At 55.3% G+C, this 13,629-nt stretch carries 27 protein-coding genes; all 27 read right to left on the reverse strand.

Annotated elements, in window-relative coordinates; genetic code table 11:
- Nucleotides 1–4 precede the first annotated feature (4 nt).
- Nucleotides 5–625 carry a 30S ribosomal protein S4 gene (gene rpsD / locus V3H56_RS24350; protein WP_042729625.1) on the reverse strand — a complete coding sequence of 207 codons (621 nt, stop codon included), beginning with the start codon at nt 623–625 and terminating at the stop codon, nt 5–7.
- 18 nt (nt 626–643) lie between these two features.
- Nucleotides 644–1,033 carry a 30S ribosomal protein S11 gene (rpsK, locus tag V3H56_RS24355; RefSeq protein ID WP_002555466.1) on the reverse strand — a complete coding sequence of 130 codons (390 nt, stop codon included), beginning with the start codon at nt 1,031–1,033 and terminating at the stop codon, nt 644–646.
- A gap of 30 nt (nt 1,034–1,063) precedes the next feature.
- The gene (gene rpsM, locus V3H56_RS24360; RefSeq protein ID WP_042729624.1) at nt 1,064–1,420 is read right to left on the reverse strand and encodes a 30S ribosomal protein S13; all 357 of its coding nucleotides are present in this window, start codon (nt 1,418–1,420) and stop codon (nt 1,064–1,066) included.
- A gap of 130 nt (nt 1,421–1,550) precedes the next feature.
- Nucleotides 1,551–1,667: a 50S ribosomal protein L36 gene (gene rpmJ, locus V3H56_RS24365; RefSeq protein ID WP_002555468.1), complete on the reverse strand. Its 117-nt coding sequence runs from the start codon at nt 1,665–1,667 to the stop codon at nt 1,551–1,553.
- Between the two features lie 30 nt (nt 1,668–1,697).
- The gene (gene secY, locus V3H56_RS24370) at nt 1,698–3,026 is read right to left on the reverse strand and encodes a preprotein translocase subunit SecY (protein ID WP_003186029.1); all 1,329 of its coding nucleotides are present in this window, start codon (nt 3,024–3,026) and stop codon (nt 1,698–1,700) included.
- The gene (rplO, locus tag V3H56_RS24375; protein WP_042729623.1) at nt 3,027–3,464 is read right to left on the reverse strand and encodes a 50S ribosomal protein L15; all 438 of its coding nucleotides are present in this window, start codon (nt 3,462–3,464) and stop codon (nt 3,027–3,029) included. It abuts the gene before it with no gap.
- Nucleotides 3,465–3,467: 3 nt separating this feature from the next.
- Complete coding sequence (gene rpmD, locus V3H56_RS24380) at nt 3,468–3,644, reverse strand: 50S ribosomal protein L30 (RefSeq protein WP_003186033.1); 177 nt, start codon at nt 3,642–3,644, stop codon at nt 3,468–3,470.
- A gap of 2 nt (nt 3,645–3,646) precedes the next feature.
- Nucleotides 3,647–4,147 carry a 30S ribosomal protein S5 gene (gene rpsE / locus V3H56_RS24385; RefSeq protein ID WP_003186035.1) on the reverse strand — a complete coding sequence of 167 codons (501 nt, stop codon included), beginning with the start codon at nt 4,145–4,147 and terminating at the stop codon, nt 3,647–3,649.
- A 3-nt stretch (nt 4,148–4,150) separates the two neighbouring features.
- A complete protein-coding gene (rplR, locus tag V3H56_RS24390) occupies nt 4,151–4,501 on the reverse strand; it encodes a 50S ribosomal protein L18 (RefSeq protein WP_003186037.1) in 351 nt (116 codons plus the stop codon).
- Nucleotides 4,502–4,511: 10 nt separating this feature from the next.
- Nucleotides 4,512–5,045, reverse strand: a complete 534-nt coding sequence (gene rplF / locus V3H56_RS24395; RefSeq protein ID WP_024077677.1) for a 50S ribosomal protein L6 — start codon at nt 5,043–5,045, stop codon at nt 4,512–4,514.
- Between the two features lie 12 nt (nt 5,046–5,057).
- Nucleotides 5,058–5,450: a 30S ribosomal protein S8 gene (gene rpsH, locus V3H56_RS24400; RefSeq protein ID WP_017848802.1), complete on the reverse strand. Its 393-nt coding sequence runs from the start codon at nt 5,448–5,450 to the stop codon at nt 5,058–5,060.
- A 209-nt stretch (nt 5,451–5,659) separates the two neighbouring features.
- Entirely contained in the window at nt 5,660–5,965 is a 306-nt protein-coding gene (rpsN, locus tag V3H56_RS24405; RefSeq protein WP_003186042.1) for a 30S ribosomal protein S14, read from the reverse strand.
- Between the two features lie 13 nt (nt 5,966–5,978).
- Nucleotides 5,979–6,518: a 50S ribosomal protein L5 gene (gene rplE, locus V3H56_RS24410; protein ID WP_003186044.1), complete on the reverse strand. Its 540-nt coding sequence runs from the start codon at nt 6,516–6,518 to the stop codon at nt 5,979–5,981.
- 20 nt (nt 6,519–6,538) lie between these two features.
- Nucleotides 6,539–6,853: a 50S ribosomal protein L24 gene (rplX, locus tag V3H56_RS24415; protein WP_003186046.1), complete on the reverse strand. Its 315-nt coding sequence runs from the start codon at nt 6,851–6,853 to the stop codon at nt 6,539–6,541.
- Between the two features lie 11 nt (nt 6,854–6,864).
- Nucleotides 6,865–7,233: a 50S ribosomal protein L14 gene (gene rplN / locus V3H56_RS24420; protein WP_008089810.1), complete on the reverse strand. Its 369-nt coding sequence runs from the start codon at nt 7,231–7,233 to the stop codon at nt 6,865–6,867.
- 23 nt (nt 7,234–7,256) lie between these two features.
- Nucleotides 7,257–7,523: a 30S ribosomal protein S17 gene (rpsQ, locus tag V3H56_RS24425; RefSeq protein ID WP_003194644.1), complete on the reverse strand. Its 267-nt coding sequence runs from the start codon at nt 7,521–7,523 to the stop codon at nt 7,257–7,259.
- A gap of 2 nt (nt 7,524–7,525) precedes the next feature.
- Nucleotides 7,526–7,717, reverse strand: a complete 192-nt coding sequence (rpmC, locus tag V3H56_RS24430; RefSeq protein ID WP_002555481.1) for a 50S ribosomal protein L29 — start codon at nt 7,715–7,717, stop codon at nt 7,526–7,528.
- Nucleotides 7,717–8,130, reverse strand: a complete 414-nt coding sequence (gene rplP, locus V3H56_RS24435; protein WP_003186052.1) for a 50S ribosomal protein L16 — start codon at nt 8,128–8,130, stop codon at nt 7,717–7,719. Before rplP ends, rpmC begins: the two co-directional genes overlap by 1 nt.
- A gap of 12 nt (nt 8,131–8,142) precedes the next feature.
- Nucleotides 8,143–8,829 (reverse strand): 30S ribosomal protein S3, encoded by a 687-nt coding sequence (gene rpsC, locus V3H56_RS24440; RefSeq protein ID WP_003176422.1) that lies wholly within the window; start codon nt 8,827–8,829, stop codon nt 8,143–8,145.
- Between the two features lie 13 nt (nt 8,830–8,842).
- A complete protein-coding gene (gene rplV / locus V3H56_RS24445) occupies nt 8,843–9,175 on the reverse strand; it encodes a 50S ribosomal protein L22 (RefSeq protein WP_003103908.1) in 333 nt (110 codons plus the stop codon).
- Nucleotides 9,176–9,186: 11 nt separating this feature from the next.
- Complete coding sequence (gene rpsS / locus V3H56_RS24450) at nt 9,187–9,462, reverse strand: 30S ribosomal protein S19 (protein WP_002555486.1); 276 nt, start codon at nt 9,460–9,462, stop codon at nt 9,187–9,189.
- 16 nt (nt 9,463–9,478) lie between these two features.
- The gene (gene rplB / locus V3H56_RS24455; RefSeq protein WP_007924198.1) at nt 9,479–10,303 is read right to left on the reverse strand and encodes a 50S ribosomal protein L2; all 825 of its coding nucleotides are present in this window, start codon (nt 10,301–10,303) and stop codon (nt 9,479–9,481) included.
- A 14-nt stretch (nt 10,304–10,317) separates the two neighbouring features.
- Nucleotides 10,318–10,617, reverse strand: coding sequence for a 50S ribosomal protein L23 (gene rplW, locus V3H56_RS24460; protein ID WP_002555488.1), 300 nt, complete (start codon nt 10,615–10,617; stop codon nt 10,318–10,320).
- Nucleotides 10,614–11,216, reverse strand: coding sequence for a 50S ribosomal protein L4 (gene rplD, locus V3H56_RS24465; RefSeq protein WP_003186057.1), 603 nt, complete (start codon nt 11,214–11,216; stop codon nt 10,614–10,616). Before rplD ends, rplW begins: the two co-directional genes overlap by 4 nt.
- A 12-nt stretch (nt 11,217–11,228) precedes the next feature.
- A complete protein-coding gene (rplC, locus tag V3H56_RS24470; RefSeq protein WP_003186059.1) occupies nt 11,229–11,864 on the reverse strand; it encodes a 50S ribosomal protein L3 in 636 nt (211 codons plus the stop codon).
- Nucleotides 11,865–11,944: 80 nt separating this feature from the next.
- The gene (gene rpsJ, locus V3H56_RS24475) at nt 11,945–12,256 is read right to left on the reverse strand and encodes a 30S ribosomal protein S10 (protein WP_003186070.1); all 312 of its coding nucleotides are present in this window, start codon (nt 12,254–12,256) and stop codon (nt 11,945–11,947) included.
- Nucleotides 12,257–12,413: 157 nt separating this feature from the next.
- On the reverse strand, nt 12,414–13,607 hold the full coding sequence (tuf, locus tag V3H56_RS24480) for an elongation factor Tu (protein WP_047736380.1): 1,194 nt from the start codon (nt 13,605–13,607) through the stop codon (nt 12,414–12,416).
- Nucleotides 13,608–13,629: the final 22 nt, after the last annotated feature.

Below are 13,629 nucleotides of genomic sequence, written 5' to 3' on the forward strand. Positions count from 1 at the left end.
GCCCTTACTTGGAGTAGAGCTCGACAATCAGGCTTTCGTTGATGTCGGCGGACAGATCACTGCGAGCAGGAACGTTCTTGAAAACGCCCGACTTCTTCTCAGTGTCTACTTCTACCCATTCTACGCGGCCACGTTGGGCACACAGATCGAGAGCTTGGACAATGCGAAGTTGGTTCTTTGCTTTCTCGCGAACAGCAACCACGTCACCAGCACGAACCTGGTAGGACGGAACGTTTACGGTGTTGCCGTTAACGCTGATCGACTTGTGCGATACCAGCTGACGGGATTCGGCACGAGTAGAACCGAAGCCCATACGGTATACGACGTTGTCCAGACGGCATTCGAGCAGTTGCAACAGGTTTTCGCCGGTTGCGCCTTTCTTGCCAGCAGCTTCTTTGTAGTAGCCGCTGAATTGACGCTCGAGAACGCCGTAGATACGACGGACCTTCTGCTTTTCACGCAGTTGGGTGCCGTAGTCGGACTGGCGACCGCGGCGTTGGCCGTGGATACCAGGTGCTGCTTCAATGTTGCACTTCGATTCGATCGCGCGCACGCCGCTCTTCAGAAAAAGATCGGTGCCTTCGCGACGAGCGAGTTTGCATTTTGGACCAATGTAACGAGCCATTCTTTACAATCTCCTGGATTACACGCGGCGCTTCTTCGGCGGACGGCACCCGTTGTGCGGGATTGGCGTCACGTCGGTGATGCTGGCGATCTTGTAGCCACAGCCGTTCAAAGCGCGGACTGCGGATTCACGACCTGGACCTGGACCCTTGACGTTGACGTCGAGGTTTTTCAGGCCGTATTCCAGCGCAGCTTGACCAGCACGCTCAGCAGCTACTTGAGCAGCGAACGGGGTGGACTTGCGGGAACCGCGGAAACCCGAACCACCGGAGGTAGCCCAGGAAAGAGCGTTACCTTGACGGTCGGTAATGGTCACGATGGTGTTGTTAAAAGAAGCATGGATGTGGGCGATGCCATCAACCACTGTCTTTTTAACTTTTTTACGAGGACGAGCAGCAGGTTTTGCCATGATTAAATTCCTGTCGATTCGCTGGGGCGATTACTTGCGGATCGGCTTACGCGGACCTTTACGGGTACGCGCGTTGGTCTTGGTACGCTGACCGCGTACTGGCAGACCACGACGATGACGCAGACCGCGATAGCAACCGAGGTCCATCAAGCGCTTGATTTTCATGTTGATTTCGCGACGCAGGTCACCTTCAGTGGTGAACTTCGCCACTTCGCCACGCAGCTGTTCAATTTGCTCGTCGCTCAGATCCTTGATCTTTGCAGCTGGGTTGACCCCAGCGTCTGCACAAATTTTCTGTGCAGTAGTGCGACCAACACCATAGATGTAGGTCAGCGAGATAACAGTATGCTTGTTATCTGGAATGTTGACGCCTGCAATACGGGCCATTCAGTGGGACTCCAATTGACAGCTACCTACGCCCCGGAAGCCAAGAAATAGGGCGCGAGATAATATCGCTGTAATAACAAATAATCAACCCGGCAGCGCACTAGCTGCCGGGCTTAAAGCACAATCACACTCAGCCTTGGCGCTGTTTGTGACGCGGTTCCGCGCTGCAAATTACCCGAACAACACCTTCGCGGCGAATAATCTTGCAGTTACGGCACAGCTTTTTCACCGATGCACGAACTTTCATCACCAACTCCTCGAACCTTATGGACGCTACTCAGCGCAACATGCCGCTGCCGTAGCCCTTCAGGTTGGCTTTCTTCATCAGGGATTCGTACTGGTGCGAAACGAGGTGCGATTGTACTTGGGACATGAAGTCCATCACAACCACGACCACGATCAGCAACGAGGTCCCGCCAAGGTAGAACGGTACGTTTGCCGCCACCACCAGGAACTGGGGCAGAAGGCAGACGGCCGTCATGTAAAGAGCACCGAACATGGTCAAGCGAGTCAGAACGCCATCAATGTAGCGCGCAGACTGCTCACCTGGACGGATGCCCGGAATAAAGGCACCGGACTTCTTCAGGTTTTCCGCTACGTCTTTCGGATTGAACATCAACGCCGTATAGAAGAAGCAGAAGAAAATAATCCCTGCACTAAACAGCAGAATATTCAACGGCTGACCAGGAGCGATCGACTGCGAGATGTCCTGCAACCAGCCCATACCTTCAGACTGACCGAACCAGGCACCCAACGAAGCAGGGAACAGCAGGATGCTGCTCGCGAAAATAGCCGGAATTACGCCGGCCATGTTCACCTTCAACGGCAAGTGGCTGGTCTGCGCAGCAAACACCTTGCGGCCTTGCTGACGCTTGGCGTAGTGAACAGCAATGCGACGCTGACCACGCTCAATGAACACCACGAAACCGATAATCGCTACTGCCAGCAGACCGATGGCAACCAGGGCAAAAATGTTGATATCACCCTGACGCGCAGACTCGAAAGACTGCCCGATCGCTCTCGGAAGACCGGCGACGATACCTGCGAAGATCAACATCGAGATACCGTTGCCAACACCACGCTCAGTAATCTGCTCACCCAGCCACATCATGAACATCGCGCCTGCCACGAAAGTGGTTACCGCAACGAAATGAAAGCTGAAGTCAGCAGTGAACGAAACGCCCTGCCCCGCCAGGCCGATGGACATGCCAATGGCTTGAACGAGAGCGAGGACGACAGTGCCGTAGCGGGTGTACTGGCTGATCTTGCGACGGCCAGCTTCACCTTCCTTCTTCAACTGCTCCAGCTGCGGGCTGACGGCGCTCATCAACTGCATGATGATCGATGCCGAAATGTACGGCATGATCCCCAGTGCAAAGATGCTCATCCGCTCCAGCGCGCCGCCGGAAAACATGTTGAACAAGCTAAGAATGGTCCCCTCATTCTGTCGAAACAGGTCCGCGAGTCGGTCCGGGTTGATACCTGGAACCGGGATGTGTGCGCCTATTCGGTAGACGATAATCGCCAGGAACAGAAAACGCAGACGAGCCCAGAGTTCAGACATACCGCCTTTGCCGAGCGCAGAGAGAGCACCTTGCTTAGCCATTTATTCCTCGAACTTGCCGCCAGCTGCTTCGATAGCCGCACGCGCACCTTTGGTGGCGCCGATTCCCTTTCCGATGGTGACAGCACGAGCAACTTCGCCCGACAGCATGATTTTCACACGCTGAACGTTCTGGTTGATCACGTTGGCATCCTTCAGGGACTGCACGGTGACGACGTCGCCGTCCACTTTGGCCAGCTCGGACAGACGCACTTCAGCGCGGTCCATGGCTTTCAGGGAAACGAAACCGAACTTCGGCAGGCGACGATGCAGCGGCTGTTGACCGCCTTCAAAGCCTGGAGCAATGGTGCCACCGGAGCGGGAGGTCTGACCTTTGTGGCCACGGCCACCGGTCTTGCCCAAACCACTACCGATACCACGGCCCGGACGATGCTTTTCGCGACGGGAACCCGGCGCTGGACTCAGATCATTGAGTTTCATCGATTAACCCTCGACACGCAGCATGTAGTAGGCCTTGTTGATCATCCCGCGATTCTCGGGAGTATCCAGGACTTCTACAGTGTGACCGATGCGACGCAGACCCAGACCCTTAACGCACAGTTTGTGGTTAGGGATGCGGCCGGTCATGCTTTTGATCAGCGTAACTTTTACGGTAGCCATGATCAGAAGATCTCCTTGACGCTTTTGCCACGCTTGGCGGCAATGGATTCAGGAGACTGCATAGCCTTCAGACCCTTGAAAGTGGCGTGAACCACGTTTACTGGGTTTGTCGAGCCGTAGCACTTGGCCAGAACGTTCTGAACGCCAGCAACTTCGAGGACAGCACGCATAGCGCCGCCAGCGATGATACCGGTACCTTCAGAAGCAGGCTGCATGTACACCTTCGAAGCGCCATGGGCAGACTTCATTGCGTACTGCAGGGTGGTGCCGTTCAGATCAACCTGGATCATGTTGCGGCGAGCAGCTTCCATTGCCTTCTGGATCGCAGCAGGCACTTCACGCGACTTGCCACGGCCGAAGCCAACACGGCCTTTACCATCACCTACCACGGTCAATGCGGTGAAGGTGAAGATACGGCCGCCTTTAACGGTTTTGGCTACGCGGTTAACTTGAACCAGCTTCTCGATGTAGCCTTCGTCGCGCTTTTGGTCGTTATTTGACATAACTTAGAACTCCAGCCCAGCTTCACGAGCAGCATCAGCCAGCGCCTTGACGCGGCCGTGGTACTTGAAGCCAGAGCGGTCGAAAGCCACCTGCGAGACGCCAGCGGCTTTAGCACGCGTAGCGACCAGCTGGCCAACCTTAGTGGCCGCGTCGATGTTGCCAGTGGCGCCATCACGCAGTTCTTTATCCAAAGTCGAGGCACTTGCCAGGACCTTGTTGCCGTCGGCCGAAATGACCTGGGCGTAGATGTGCTGCGAAGAGCGGAACACGCAGAGACGCACGACTTCGAGTTCGTGCATTTTCAGGCGTGCTTTGCGAGCGCGACGCAGTCGAGTAACTTTTTTGTCGGTCATTTGCTATGCCCTACTTCTTCTTGGCTTCTTTACGACGGACGACTTCGTCCGCGTAGCGCACACCTTTGCCTTTGTACGGCTCTGGTGGACGGAAGTCGCGGATCTCGGCGGCCACTTGACCTACCAGCTGCTTGTCGATGCCCTTGATCAGGATATCGGTCTGGCTAGGAGTCTCAGCGGTGATGCCTTCCGGCAGTTCGTAATCCACTGGGTGCGAGAAGCCAAGAGCCAGGTTCAGAACCGAGCCTTTTGCTTGCGCTTTGTAACCAACACCGACCAGCTGGAGCTTGCGCTCGAAGCCTTGGCTTACGCCTTGGACCATGTTGTTTACCAACGCACGAGTGGTACCAGCCATTGCGCGAGTCTGTTGATCGCCATTGCGAGCAGCGAAACGCAGCTCACCGGCTTCTTCAACGATCTCAACGGACGAATGGATGTTCAGTTCAAGAGTGCCCTTGGCACCCTTCACCGAAAGCTGTTGGCCTGCGAATTTGACTTCGACACCGGCTGGCAGCTTAACGGGGTTCTTAGCGACGCGAGACATGCTTATCCCCCCTTAGAACACAGTGCAAAGAACTTCGCCGCCGACACCGGCAGCGCGCGCAGCACGATCAGTCATCACACCCTTGTTGGTGGAGACGATAGACACGCCCAGGCCGCCGCGAACTTTCGGCAGATCCTCAACGGACTTGTACTGACGCAGGCCTGGACGGCTAACGCGCTTCACTTCCTCGATGACCGGACGGCCTTCGAAGTATTTCAGCTCGATGGACAGCAGAGGCTTGATTTCGCTGCTGATCTGATAACCCGCGATGTAACCTTCGTCCTTCAGGACTTTTGCTACAGCCACCTTCAACGTGGAAGACGGCATGCTGACGACGGACTTTTCAGCCATCTGGGCATTACGGATTCGAGTTAGCATGTCCGCTAACGGGTCCTGCATACTCATGGGCTAGACGCTCCTAATGCAAAAAAATTAGCCTTGCGGCTACTACTTGTCGCCGAGAAACTCCGGGCATGAAAAACACGGGCTCAGGCGAGCCGGGTATTCTAGACACACCCCAGAAATGAATCAAGCCCCAAAAGGGGCTTGATTCAGATTCAAGGCCACCGGTGGTCAGGATCCTGAGACCCCGAACACCGAGACTTTGACAGTGCTTACCAGCTGGCTTTAACCAGACCTGGAACGTCACCACGCATTGCAGCTTGACGCAGCATGTTACGGCCAAGGCCGAACTTGCGGTACACGCCGTGCGGACGACCAGTCAGGCGGCAGCGGTTACGCATGCGCGAGGCGCTGGCGTCACGTGGCTGCTTCTGCAGGGCTACGGTAGCTTCCCAACGTGCTTCTGGACTTGCGTTCAGATCAACGATGATCGCTTTCAGCGCTGCACGCTTGGTGGCGTACTTGGCAACGGTGAGCTGACGCTTCAGCTCACGGTTCTTCATGCTCTTCTTGGCCATTTTCCTACTCCAATCAGTTGCGGAACGGGAATTTGAAAGCGCGCAGCAGTGCGCGACCTTCGTCATCCGTCCGAGCAGTGGTGGTCAGGGTAATGTCCAGACCGCGGAGAGCGTCGATCTTGTCGTAATCGATTTCCGGGAAAATGATCTGCTCTTTTACGCCCATGCTGTAGTTGCCACGACCATCGAAGGACTTGGCATTCAGGCCGCGGAAGTCGCGAACCCGAGGCAGGGAGATCGACAGCAGACGATCCAGGAACTCGTACATACGCTCACGGCGCAGGGTCACTTTGACGCCGATCGGCCAACCTTCACGGACTTTGAAGCCTGCGATGGATTTCCGAGCGTAAGTCACAACGACTTTCTGACCGGTGATCTTTTCCAGGTCGGCAACAGCGTGCTCGATGACTTTTTTGTCGCCGATCGCTTCGCCCAGACCCATGTTCAGGGTGATTTTGGTAACGCGCGGAACTTCCATCACGTTCGAAAGCTTAAGTTCTTCCTTAAGTTTCGGTGCGATTTCCTTCCGGTAAATCTCTTTTAGTCGTGCCATGGTCTTCTACCTAGCAGTGTTCAAGCATCAACCGCTTTTTGGGTCGACTTGAAGACACGAATTTTCTTACCGTCTTCTACTTTGAAACCAACGCGGTCAGCCTTGTTGGTTTCGCCGTTGAAGATGGCGACGTTGGAAGCGTGCAGTGGCGCTTCTTTCTCGACGATACCGCCCTGTACGCCCGACATCGGGTTAGGCTTGGTATGACGCTTGACCAGGTTCAGACCACCTACAACCAGACGGTTGTCAGCAAGAACCTTCAGCACCTTACCGCGCTTACCTTTGTCTTTGCCGGCGATCACGATGATCTCGTCGTCACGACGAATCTTTTGCATGTCGGATCTCCTTACAGCACTTCTGGGGCGAGCGAGACGATCTTCATGAACTTCTCGGTACGAAGTTCACGGGTCACTGGCCCAAAGATACGGGTGCCGATCGGCTCTTGCTTGGTGTTCAACAGAACAGCAGCGTTGCCATCAAAGCGGATGATGGAGCCGTCAGCACGACGAACGCCATGGCGAGTGCGGACTACGACAGCAGTCATCACTTGGCCTTTCTTCACCTTACCGCGAGGAATTGCTTCCTTGACGGTAACTTTGATGATGTCACCGATACCAGCGTAACGACGATGGGAGCCACCCAGCACCTTGATGCACATAACGCGGCGAGCGCCGCTGTTATCGGCCACATCGAGCATGGATTGAGTCTGAATCATATAATTTCTCCGACCCCTAGCCCTTAGACTTCCACAGCGCGTTCGAGAACATCAACCAGCGCCCAAGACTTGGTCTTGGCCATCGGACGAGTTTCACGAATAGTGACCTTGTCGCCGATGTGGCACTGATTGGTTTCGTCGTGCGCGTGCAGCTTAGTCGAACGCTTAACGTATTTACCGTAGATCGGGTGCTTCACGCGACGCTCGATCAGAACGGTGATGGTTTTGTCCATCTTGTCGCTGACAACACGGCCAGTCAGCGTACGGACAGTTTTTTCGGCTTCAGCCATGATCACTTACCTGCCTGCTGGTTGAGCACAGTTTTCACGCGAGCGATGTCACGCTTAACTTGCGAGAGCAGATGAGACTGCCCCAACTGGCCAGTTGCTTTCTGCATACGCAGATTGAACTGGTCGCGCAGCAGGCCGAGCAGTTGCTCGTTCAGCTGCTGTGCGGATTTTTCACGAAGTTCATTCGCTTTCATCACATCACCGTCCGTTTAACAAAGGAGGTGGCGAGCGGCAGCTTTGCAGCAGCCAGGGCGAAAGCCTCACGCGCCAGCTCTTCAGAAACACCCTCGATTTCATACAGGACTTTGCCTGGCTGAATCTGGGCAACCCAGTATTCCACGTTACCCTTACCTTTACCCATCCGAACTTCGAGTGGCTTCTTGGTGACAGGCTTGTCCGGGAACACACGGATCCAGATCTTGCCGCCACGTTTTACGTGACGGGTCAGAGCACGACGCGCTGACTCGATCTGACGAGCGGTGAGACGACCACGAGCAACAGACTTCAGCGCGAACTCGCCGAAGCTGACTTTGCTACCGCGCAATGCCAGGCCACGGTTGTGACCGGTCATTTGCTTGCGGAACTTCGTACGCTTTGGTTGCAACATTTGGCGTACCCCTTACTTAGCAGCTTTTTTACGAGGCGCTGGTGCTTGTGGCTTCAGTTCTTCTTGGCGACCACCGATTACTTCGCCTTTGAAGATCCAAACCTTTACACCGATCACACCGTAGGTGGTGTGAGCTTCGTAGTTGGCATAGTCGATGTCGGCACGCAGGGTGTGCAGTGGCACACGACCTTCGCGATACCATTCAGTACGTGCGATTTCAGCACCGCCGAGACGACCGCTCACTTGGATTTTGATGCCTTTGGCACCAATGCGCATGGCGTTCTGTACAGCGCGCTTCATAGCGCGACGGAACATGACGCGACGCTCCAGCTGCTGAGCTACGCTCTGCGCAACCAGCATACCGTCGAGCTCCGGCTTGCGGATCTCTTCGATATTGATGTGCACAGGCACACCCATTTGCTTGGTCAGGTCCTGACGCAGTTTCTCAACATCTTCACCTTTCTTCCCGATAACGATACCTGGGCGAGCGGTGTGGATGGTGATACGTGCAGTCTGAGCCGGACGATGGATATCGATACGGCTTACGGACGCGCTTTTTAGTTTGTCTTGGAGATACTCACGCACCTTCAGATCAGCGAACAAGTAGTCCGCATAAGTCCGACCGTCTGCGTACCAGACGGAGGTGTGCTCCTTGACGATTCCCAGGCGAATGCCAATGGGATGTACTTTCTGACCCATCTCTTCGACTCCGTTACTTGTCAGCAACCTTGACAGTGATATGGCAAGACCGCTTGACGATGCGATCAGCACGGCCTTTGGCACGTGGCATGATGCGCTTCAGCGAACGCCCTTCGTTGACGAAAACGGTGCTGACCTTCAGGTCATCAACGTCTGCGCCTTCGTTATGCTCGGCGTTGGCTACGGCCGACTCCAGCACTTTTTTCATGATCTCGGCGGCTTTCTTACTGCTGAAAGCCAACAGGTTGAGCGCTTCGCCCACCTTCTTCCCGCGGATCTGGTCGGCGACCAAGCGGGCTTTCTGGGCGGAGATTCGAGCGCCCGACAACTTAGCGGCTACTTCCATTTCCTTACCCCTTAACGCTTGGCTTTCTTGTCAGCCACGTGCCCACGGTATGTGCGGGTACCGGCGAACTCGCCCAGTTTGTGGCCGACCATGTCTTCGTTCACGAGAACTGGGACGTGCTGGCGACCGTTGTGTACAGCGATGGTCAGACCGACCATTTGTGGCAGGATCATCGAGCGACGCGACCAGGTCTTAACTGGTTTGCGATCGTTCTTTTCCGCCGCCACTTCGATCTTCTTCAGTAGGTGAAGATCAATAAAAGGACCTTTTTTCAGAGAACGTGGCACTGTCGTATCCCTCTATTTACTTGCGACGACGGACGATCATTTTGTCGGTACGCTTATTACCACGAGTCTTCGCGCCCTTAGTCGGGAAGCCCCATGGCGATACCGGATGACGACCACCAGAGGTACGACCTTCACCACCACCATGTGGGTGGTCAACCGGGTTCATGGCAACACCACGAACGGTTGGGCGAACGCCACGCCAGCGCTTGGCACCAGCTTTACCCAGCGAACGCAGGCTGTGCTCGGAGTTCGAGACTTCGCCCAGGGTCGCACGGCATTCAGCCAGGACTTTACGCATCTCACCAGAACGCAGACGCAGGGTCACGTAGACACCTTCACGAGCGATCAACTGAGCCGAAGCACCAGCGGAACGAGCGATTTGCGCGCCTTTACCTGGCTTCAATTCGATGCCGTGTACGGTGCTACCAACTGGAATGTTGCGCAGTTGCAGAGCGTTGCCCGGCTTGATCGGCGCCAGGGCACCTGCGATCAGCTGGTCGCCAGCGCTCACGCCTTTAGGGGCGATGATGTAGCGACGCTCGCCATCTGCGTACAGCAGCAGAGCGATGTGAGCAGTACGGTTTGGATCGTATTCGATGCGCTCGACGGTGGCAGCGATGCCATCCTTGTCGTTGCGACGGAAGTCGACCAGACGATAATGCTGCTTATGACCACCACCCACGTGACGTGTAGTGATGCGGCCATTGTTGTTACGACCACCAGACTTCGATTTTTTCTCGAGCAGCGGTGCGTGAGGAGCGCCTTTATGCAGCTCCTGGTTGACCACCTTGACCACAAAACGGCGGCCAGGGGAAGTCGGTTTGCATTTAACGATTGCCATGATGCACCCCTTCCTTACTCAGCACTGCTGCTGAAATCGAGATCTTGGCCTGGCTGAAGGGAGATAACTGCCTTCTTCCAGTCATTACGCTTGCCCAGACCGCGAGCAGTGCGCTTGCTCTTACCCAGAACATTCAGGGTAGTCACGCGCTCTACTTTCACGCTGAACAGGCTTTCGACGGCCTTCTTGATTTCCAGCTTGGTTGCGTCGGTAGCAACCTTGAAAACGAACTGGCCTTTCTTGTCTGCCAGAACCGTAGCCTTCTCGGAAACGTGCGGGCCAAGCAGAACTTTAAATACGCGTTCCTGGTTCATCCCAGCAGCTCCTCGAATTTCTTCACGGCCGACACGGTGATCAACACCTTGTCGTATGCGATCAGACTGACCGGATCGGAACCTTGGACGTCACGAACATCGACGTGCGGCAGGTTGCGAGCAGCCAGGTACAGGTTCTGATCAACAGCGTCAGACACGATCAGGACGTCAGTCAGGCCCATGCCGTTCAGCTTGTTCAGCAGATCTTTGGTTTTCGGTGCTTCAACAGCGAAGTCCTGAACCACGACCAGACGATCAGTACGCACCAGCTCAGCAAGGATGGAACGCATTGCTGCGCGATACATCTTCTTGTTCAGCTTCTGGGAGTGATCCTGAGGACGAGCTGCGAAAGTGGTACCGCCGCCACGCCAGATTGGGCTACGGATAGTACCGGCACGAGCACGGCCAGTGCCTTTCTGACGCCATGGGCGCTTGCCGCCACCGGAAACGTCGGAACGGGTCTTTTGCTGCTTGCTACCTTGACGGCCGCCAGCCATGTAGGCCACGACTGCTTGGTGAACCAGCGTCTCGTTGAATTCGCCGCCAAATGTCAGTTCGGAAACTTCGATCGCTTGAGCGTCATTTACATTTAATTGCATGTCAGCTTCCCCTTAACCGCGAGCCTTGGCTGCTGGACGTACAACCAAGTTGCCGCCAGTAGCGCCAGGAACAGCGCCCTTGACCAACAACAGATTGCGTTCAGCGTCCACGCGCACTACTTCGAGGGACTGCACGGTCACGCGCTCGGCGCCCATATGACCGGACATTTTCTTGCCCTTGAATACACGACCAGGAGTCTGGCACTGGCCGATAGAGCCTGGAACGCGGTGGGATACGGAGTTACCGTGGGTGTTATCTTGCCCGCGGAAGTTCCAACGCTTGATCGTACCCTGGAAGCCTTTACCTTTGGACTGACCGGTTACATCAACCAGTTGACCAGCAGCGAAGATTTCAGCGTTGATCAGATCGCCGGCCTGGTACTCGCCTTCTTCAAGGCGGAATTCCATTACGGTACGACCAGCGGCAACGTTCGCCTTGGCGAAGTGGCCAGCTTGAGCAGCTGTTACACGCGAAGCACGACGCTCGCCGACAGTGACTTGCACTGCACGATAGCCATCGGTCTCTTCAGTTTTGAACTGGGTGACGCGATTCGGCTCGATCTCAATGACCGTGACCGGAATGGAGACACCTTCTTCGGTGAAAATACGGGTCATACCGCATTTACGACCGACTACACCAATAGTCATGTTGTAAACCTCATGAGTGTACGGGGCTTTCACCCGCTATGGCCGCCCATTTCAGAGCGTTACACGACCAAGACCGAGTCTTAGCCGAGGCTGATCTGCACTTCCACACCGGCCGCAAGATCAAGCTTCATAAGTGCATCAACGGTTTTATCCGTTGGCTGGACGATGTCCAGTACGCGCTTATGAGTACGGATCTCGTACTGGTCACGCGCGTCTTTGTTGACGTGCGGGGAGACCAGAACGGTGAACCGCTCTTTACGGGTAGGCAGTGGAATTGGACCACGCACTTGAGCACCAGTACGTTTCGCGGTTTCCACGATTTCCTGGGTGGATTGGTCGATCAGGCGATGGTCAAAAGCCTTCAACCTGATACGGATTTGCTGATTTTGCATTGGATTTCAGACTCCGGCTGCTATTCCCACCGGGCGCAATACGCCCGTTAAAAGGAGGCGCAATTCTATAGACGCCCCTGATAGGTGTCAACCCAATAAAAAAGCCCCCGCTAAGCGGGGGCTTCTTCACTCATCGAGTCGACTCTATAAAAGAGACTTATTCGATGACTTTGGCTACGACGCCAGCGCCGACGGTACGACCGCCTTCACGGATAGCGAAACGCAGACCGTCTTCCATCGCGATGGTCTTGATCAGAGTGACAGTCATCTGGATGTTGTCACCTGGCATTACCATTTCAACGCCTTCTGGCAGCTCGCAGTTACCAGTCACGTCAGTTGTACGGAAGTAGAACTGTGGACGGTAGCCTTTGAAGAACGGAGTATGACGACCGCCTTCTTCCTTGCTCAGAACGTAAACTTCTGCGGTGAACTTGGTGTGCGGCTTGACGGTGCCTGGCTTGACCAGAACCTGGCCACGCTCAACGTCGTCACGCTTGGTGCCGCGCAGCAGCACGCCGCAGTTCTCGCCAGCACGACCTTCGTCGAGCAGCTTGCGGAACATTTCAACGCCGGTGCAGGTAGTTTTCTGAGTGTCGCGCAGACCGACGATCTCAACTTCTTCCTGGATGCGGACGATGCCACGCTCAACACGGCCAGTCACAACAGTACCGCGACCGGAGATCGAGAAGACGTCTTCGATTGGCATCAGGAACGGCTTGTCGATAGCACGCTCTGGCTCTGGGATGTAGCTGTCCAGAGTTTCAACCAGCTTCTTCACAGCGCTGGTGCCCATTTCGTTGTCGTCTTGGCCGTTCAGGGCCATCAGAGCCGAACCGATGATGATTGGAGTGTCATCACCTGGGAAGTCGTAAGTGCTCAGCAAGTCGCGCACTTCCATCTCAACCAGTTCCAGCAGCTCAGCGTCGTCAACCATGTCAGCCTTGTTCAGGAAGACAACGATGTACGGAACGCCTACCTGACGGGACAGCAGGATGTGCTCACGGGTTTGTGGCATCGGACCATCGGCGGCCGAGCAAACCAGGATCGCGCCGTCCATCTGGGCAGCACCGGTGATCATGTTTTTTACGTAGTCGGCGTGACCTGGGCAGTCAACGTGTGCGTAGTGACGCACGGACGAATCGTATTCAACGTGAGCGGTGTTGATGGTGATACCGCGAGCTTTCTCTTCCGGGGCGCTGTCGATCTTGTCGAAGTCAACCTTGGCCGAACCGAAAACTTCGGAGCAGACACGGGTCAGAGCAGCGGTCAGAGTGGTTTTACCGTGGTCAACGTGGCCGATGGTGCCAACGTTGACGTGCGGTTTGTTCCGTTCAAATTTTTCTTTAGCCACGACAATTAACTCCTAGCTTAAA

The sequence above is a fragment of the Pseudomonas sp. MS646 genome, assembly GCF_036693845.1.
Lineage (GTDB): Bacteria > Pseudomonadota > Gammaproteobacteria > Pseudomonadales > Pseudomonadaceae > Aquipseudomonas > Aquipseudomonas chlororaphis_E.